This window comes from Elstera litoralis (assembly GCF_000963705.1).
Lineage (GTDB): Bacteria > Pseudomonadota > Alphaproteobacteria > Elsterales > Elsteraceae > Elstera > Elstera litoralis.
The window spans coordinates 1-5,876 of the sequence record NZ_LAJY01000106.1; the positions used below are offsets into that span (position 1 = coordinate 1).

Here is a 5,876-nt window from a genome sequence, read left to right on the forward strand (position 1 = left end):
TACTATTGCCTGTCTCAACGCTATTTTTCCGACTGTAGCGCTAGGACAGGGTTACGACCTCTCCAAGTTAAACTGCCAAAATGAGAAAGTATTAGCTGATTTTGCCGATACAATAAACTCATCATCTGTAATTCGGCAGGCTGGCGTGCAATTGATTGATATAAAGTCACCAAAAACAATTTCTGCTAAGAGAGATGCTCTCGAGTGTAGTGGCGTCCTATTATTCTCCTCAGGAGAGAAAATTCCAATGAAATTTGAAATGACGGCCAGTAATCTAGGTAGAGCAATTTGGCGTTGGGAACAGGTTCAATAATATAAAATAGTAAAAATAATAAGAGAAAATCTCCATATAGAATTCATTTTTCGCGGGAGTGAATGATCGAGAGTGGTTGGATCATATACTAGCCCACCCCCTCCATCACCCGATCCACCGACAGATCCTCCAACCGCGCCTCCCGCAGAACCGTCACCGCCCGCCCGCGTGGCGCGGTTAGGGCCGGGTCGGAGGCGCCCGAGAAGAGCACCACACTTCGGCAGCCTGCCGTTGCGATCAGGTGCATCGGGCCGGTGTCATTGCCCACAGCCAGTTCAGCCCGGTGGGCGAGGGCACAGAGGCTGGGGAAATCGGTTTGTCCGAGCAGGGAGACCACGCCGGGGGCCTGGGCGTCGATCTCCGCCAGCACGCGCGCTTCCGTCCCGGTGCCGATCAGCAGCGGCGTGATGCCGCGCTCTAACAGGCGGCGGGCGAGGGCGGCGTAAGCGAGAGCGGGCCAGCGTTTTTCCGGGCGATGGGCCGAGCCGCCCGGCACGAGCAGGGCGAAGCGGGCGGGCAGGGTGAAGCGCGTCAGGTCGGCGTCGCACCAATCGAGGGTTGGCGGCGGCACCTCGGCAATTCCGGCGGCGCGCAACTGCCCGGCTTGGCGTTCCACCGTATGCAGATGATTGCGGTTCGGGTCGGTATCCGGGTGCGAGCAGCCGGGCGCGATGCCGGACCAGTCGGGTGCGTTCGGGCGCATCAGCCAGAAATAGCGCGACGACCGACCGGAGGTTTGCAAATCATAGACCCGGCCAAAGCCGCCGCCGCGCAACCGTTGGTGCAAGCTGAACCAGCCGACGACATCAAGCGCGCCGGGGCGCGGGTCGATCCAAATATCATCGAAATAGGGCGCGGACCCGAGCCACGCGGCATAGGGTTTGGTCGTCAGCAGTGTGATCGAGGCATCAGGATGATGGGCGCGGATGGCGGCAAACGGGCCGGTGGCTAGCACGATATCGCCCAAAGCCCCGAGTTTGATAACCAGAATTGGCGCGGCGGGCACGGGCGTTAGGCCGATGGGGCCGTGAACCGCTCCAGCAGTTCATTATAGACTAGCATCGTATCGGCGCACATGCGGACCTTGGAGAAATTCTCGCGGATATGGGCCTGCCCGCGCGCGCCCATCGCAGTGCGCACGGCGGTGGGCAGGGCCAGGGCTTCGGTGAGGGCAATCGCCAGCGCGCTCGGATCGCTCGGCGTCACCAGCCAGCCGCTTTCCCCCCGGCAGCACGGTTTCGCGCGCGCCGCCGTGGTCGGAGGCAATGACCGGGCGGCCCATCGCCTGGGCTTCGGCAACAACGCGGCCAAAGGCTTCAGGGTCGGTGGACGCCGAGATCACCACATCGGCCAGCATATAGGCGGCGGCCATATCCTTCACTTGGCCCGCAAAGCGGATAATGCCGCCGAGGCCGCGTTGCTCGATGAGCGCTTCGATTTCGGCGCGATAGTCTTCGCGGCCCTCGTCGCTGCCGATGAATAGGCATTGGATATCGCGCCGGTCCATCCGCGCGATAGCCTCGACGACGACGCGGTGCCCCTTCCAGCGCGTGACGCGGCCCGGCAGCATCAGCACTGGCATTCCGTCTTCCAGGCGCAGGGCTTGGGCTTGGGCAACCAGCCGGTCGGGGCGCATGCGGGCAGGATCGAACAGCGCGAGATCGACGCCGCGCGGAATCACCCGAATCTTATTCAGCGGCGTTTGATAGGTATGGTGGACGTGATCGGCGGTGAACTGCGAGTTGGCGATAACGAGATCGCCCTTTTGCATCACGGCATTATAGGCGCGCTTCAGCCGGGTCTTGAAATTATAGATCCCGGCGAAGGTGGTGAGAAAGGGGCGGCCCGTGCGGCGAGCGGCCCAGAGGGCACTCCAGGCCGGGGCACGGCTGCGGGCGTGGACAATGTCGACGCCCTCGCGCCGGATGATATCGGAAAGCCGCGCGACATTGCGCCAGATCGTGATCGGGTTCTTCGAGTCGAGCGGCAATAGAATATGGCGCGCGCCGCTGCGCTCCATTTCATGCACCATCGGCCCGCCGGAGGAGACGACGACCGAGCGGCAACCGGCCTGCTGGGTTGCAACGGCAATATCCACCGCCGTCCGTTCGACCCCGCCGGTTTTCAGCGCGGGCAGAACCTGTAGAATGACGGCAGGCCGCGTCGGCGGCACATCGGCATTAGAAAGAGGCGGCGGCGTGGTCAACGACAGCAATCCTTACACGAGCGGCAGTCTTCGGGTCGATCCGGACGGGATTGGCCGACTGCTGGCCGATTTCGTGGCGCGGGATCAGTCCTTACCCGATTCGGTCCCAGCCTACGAAGTAAATTCCGCCTATGGACATAGGGTCGCCTATCGGCATCGTCCAGCGGTTGCGGCCAATCGACCGGGAATCCTGTTCATTGGTGGCTTTCGCTCGGCGATGGTGGGGATCAAGGCGCGCTGGCTGGATCACCTCGCGGCGGCCTGGGGCCTGGGGTACACGCGCTTCGATCCGCTCGGACATGGCGAGACGGGCGGGCCGTTTGCGCAAGGCGATATAAGCACCTGGCGGGCCGACACGCTGACCGTGTTGGACAAAGTGACGCAGGGGCCGCAGATCTTGATCGGCTCCAGCATGGGCGGCTGGTTGATGACTTTGGCCGCCCTCGCGCGGCCCGCGCGGGTGGCGGGCTTGATCGGCATTGCCGCTGCGCCGGATTTCACCGCCCGCCTGATCGAGCCGCGCCTGACGCCCGCCCTCCGGGCAGCCTTGGACCGGGATGGCGTCTGCTATCGCCCCTCCGCCTATGGTGATCCCGACCCGATTACGGCGCATTTGCTCGCCGACGGACGTAAAAATTTGGTGCTGGATCGGGCGCATCCGATGCCGGTTCCCGTCCGCCTGTTGCACGGAACGGAGGATGCCGATGTTCCCTATGATTGCAGCCTCGCGCTCGCCCAGAGTCTGAAGAGTCCCGACCTAAGAGTGACCTTGCTGAAGGGCGGTGACCATCGTTTGTCACATTCCCGTGATCTGGCTGTTTTGGCTCAGACTCTGGCTGAACTCATGTCCGAATCCCTCCAGAATCCCGGTAATTTCTGCGGCGAAATGACGGCATCCTTAACCTCTGATTAAGCCTTTGGAGCGCTGTGTGTGCCCCCTGTCAAGCAATATGGCTAGTTGACTTGAACGCGTCCTTCCCCAATATCTTGTGTGTGACGACGCGGTGAGCCCATCGCGTTCGTCCCTTTGGTCTGGCGCAGAAGGTCGCTAGTCCAGGCAAAATTGGCTTAAGGGCCAGCGACACAAAACGACAGAGTTGAAGAGGCCGGAATGATGGATGGTGATGTGCGGGCGTATGTGACGGCACCGAGCCAATCGGGGCCGACCCAAGCCGGAATAACGGTCCAGATCGATCGGTCGCGCGATGCGCTCTTGACCGACTTCGGCAAAGAAACGCTCCGTGACCGCTATCTGCTGCCGGGGGAGAGTTTCCAGGATCTCTTCGCCCGCGTCGCCAGTGCCTATGCCGACGATGCCGACCACGCCCAGCGCCTCTATGATTACATGAGCCGCCTGTGGTTCATGCCCGCAACCCCGGTTCTCTCTAACGGTGGCACCGGGCGCGGCCTACCGATCTCCTGCTATCTCAATTCGGTCGACGATAGTGTCTCGATGGCATTGTCGATACCTGGAACGAGAATGTTTGGCTGTCGGCGCGCGGCGGCGGCATTGGCACCTATTGGGGCAAGGTTCGCTCGATTGGCGAGCCCGTCGGCCTTAATGGCAAGACCAGCGGCATCATCCCCTTCATCCGCGTTATGGATAGTCTGACGCTCGCCATCAGTCAGGGCTCGCTCCGGCGCGGCTCGGCGGCGGTGTATCTCGACATTAATCACCCGGAAATTGAAGAGTTTCTGGAAATCCGCAAACCGTCCGGCGATTTCAACCGCAAGGCCCTGAACCTGCATCACGGCGTGCTGCTGACCGACGAGTTTATGGAAGCGGTGCGCGATGGCAGTGAATTCCCGCTGCGTTCCCCGAAGACCAAGGAAGTGGTGCGCATGGCCGATGCCCGCGCGCTGTTCCAACGGCTCGTGGAAACCCGCATCGCAACGGGCGAGCCCTATGTGATCTTCATCGATACCGTGAACCGGACGATGGCCGAGCATCAGCGCACTTTGGGCCTGAAATGCTCCACCTCGAATCTCTGCTCCGAAATTATGCTGCACACCGGGCCGGACCATCTCGGCAAGGCCCGCACGGCGGTCTGCTGCCTCTCGTCGGTGAATGTCGAGATGTGGGAGCAGTGGAGTAACGAGCCGCGCTTCGTGGAAGATTTGATGCGCTTCCTTGATAACGTCCTGCAAGATTTCATCGACCGCGCCCCGGACGAAATGGCCCGCGCTAAATATAGCGCCAGCCGCGAGCGGTCGGTCGGCCTCGGCGTGATGGGCTTCCACAGCTTCTTGCAGATGAAGGGCATTCCGCTGGAAAGCGCGCTCGCGAAATCCTGGAACATGCGCGTCTTCCGCCACTTGAAAGAGCGGGCGGACGCGGCTTCCATGTACCTCGCCCAAGAACGCGGCGCCTGCCCGGATGCGGCGGAAGTCGGCGTGATGGAGCGCTTCAGTCACAAGATGGCGATTGCGCCCACCGCCTCGATTTCCATCATCTGCGGCGGCACCTCGGCGGGGATCGAGCCGATCCCGGCCAATATCTACAATCACAAAACGCTGTCCGGCTCCTTTGCCGTGCGCAACCCCTATCTGGAAGCTTTGCTGATCCAGAAGGGCCGCAATAGCGAAAATATCTGGTCGTCGATGCTGGAGCATGAAGGCTCGGTGCAGCATCTCGATTTCCTCAGCGCCGACGAAAAAGCCGTGTTCCGCACCGCGTTCGAGATCGATCAACGTTGGCTGGTGGAATTCGCCGCCGACCGCACGCCCTATATTTGCCAAGGCACCTCGCTCAATATCTTCCTGCCGGGCGATATCGATAAGTGGGACCTGCTGATGCTGCATTTCCGCGCGTGGGAAATGGGCGTAAAATCGCTCTATTACTGCCGCTCGAAGAGCGTGCAGCGCGCGGGTTTTGCGGGCGGGGTCGAGACCGACAATACCTACGAGCGCCGCAAGGTGATCGCCGAAGTCAAGGATTACGACGAGTGCCTCGCCTGCCAATAGGCGCGTGGCCTCTGTCTTTTCTGCTTACATTGTTTTTAAAACGAGGCTCCGATGCCGCTTCTGTCCGCCAGTAAGGCTTATAAGCCGTTCGAATATCCCTGGGCCTTCGAGTTCTGGAAGCGTCAGCAACAGATCCATTGGATGCCCGAAGAGGTGCCCTTGGGCGAAGATTGCCGTGATTGGGCGCGCAAACTCACCGATCACGAACGCAATCTGCTGACCCAAATCTTCCGCTTCTTTACGCAAGCCGATGTGGAAGTGCAGGATTGCTACCACGAAAAATACGGCCGGGTGTTCAAGCCGACCGAAATTAAAATGATGCTGACCGCCTTTTCAAATATGGAAACGGTGCATATCGCCGCCTATTCGCATCTGCTCGATACTATCGGCATG

General features: G+C 60.8%; 7 protein-coding genes. 5 read left to right on the forward strand and 2 right to left on the reverse strand.

The window, feature by feature from the left end:
- Positions 1 to 313 (forward strand): hypothetical protein (locus VZ95_RS25125; RefSeq protein ID WP_198148103.1); only part of this gene is annotated, 313 nt, incomplete at its 5' end.
- 88 nt (positions 314 to 401) lie between these two features.
- On the opposite strand, the gene VZ95_RS05355 is transcribed toward VZ95_RS25125, so the two are convergent.
- Together VZ95_RS05355 and VZ95_RS05360 are read right to left on the reverse strand one after the other, a co-directional pair.
- Entirely contained in the window at positions 402 to 1,319 is a 918-nt protein-coding gene (locus tag VZ95_RS05355) for a glycosyltransferase family 9 protein (protein WP_045774952.1), read from the reverse strand.
- A 42-nt stretch (positions 1,320 to 1,361) separates the two neighbouring features.
- Entirely contained in the window at positions 1,362 to 2,519 is a 1,158-nt protein-coding gene (locus tag VZ95_RS05360; RefSeq protein WP_232302487.1) for a glycosyltransferase family 4 protein, read from the reverse strand.
- On the opposite strand from VZ95_RS05360, the gene VZ95_RS05365 reads away from it, so the two are divergent.
- The 4 genes from VZ95_RS05365 to VZ95_RS05375 form a co-directional block, all read left to right on the forward strand.
- The gene (locus tag VZ95_RS05365; RefSeq protein WP_232302488.1) at positions 2,512 to 3,432 is read left to right on the forward strand and encodes an alpha/beta hydrolase; all 921 of its coding nucleotides are present in this window, start codon (positions 2,512 to 2,514) and stop codon (positions 3,430 to 3,432) included. The genes VZ95_RS05360 and VZ95_RS05365 overlap by 8 nt on opposite strands.
- Before the next feature lie 198 nt (positions 3,433 to 3,630).
- Positions 3,631 to 4,131, forward strand: coding sequence for a ribonucleotide reductase N-terminal alpha domain-containing protein (locus VZ95_RS29650; RefSeq protein WP_456297677.1), 501 nt, complete (start codon positions 3,631 to 3,633; stop codon positions 4,129 to 4,131).
- Positions 4,029 to 5,483, forward strand: coding sequence for a ribonucleoside-diphosphate reductase subunit alpha (locus VZ95_RS05370; RefSeq protein ID WP_456297678.1), 1,455 nt, complete (start codon positions 4,029 to 4,031; stop codon positions 5,481 to 5,483). Before VZ95_RS29650 ends, VZ95_RS05370 begins: the two co-directional genes overlap by 103 nt.
- 51 nt (positions 5,484 to 5,534) lie before the next feature.
- Positions 5,535 to 5,876 (forward strand): ribonucleotide-diphosphate reductase subunit beta (locus VZ95_RS05375; protein ID WP_045774953.1); only part of this gene is annotated, 342 nt, incomplete at its 3' end.

Bases quoted from the DNA above. Each gene is read 5' to 3' on its own strand.
- VZ95_RS29650 (WP_456297677.1), top strand. From the start codon at position 3,631: ATGATGGATGGTGATGTGCGGGCGTATGTGACGGCACCGAGCCAATCG.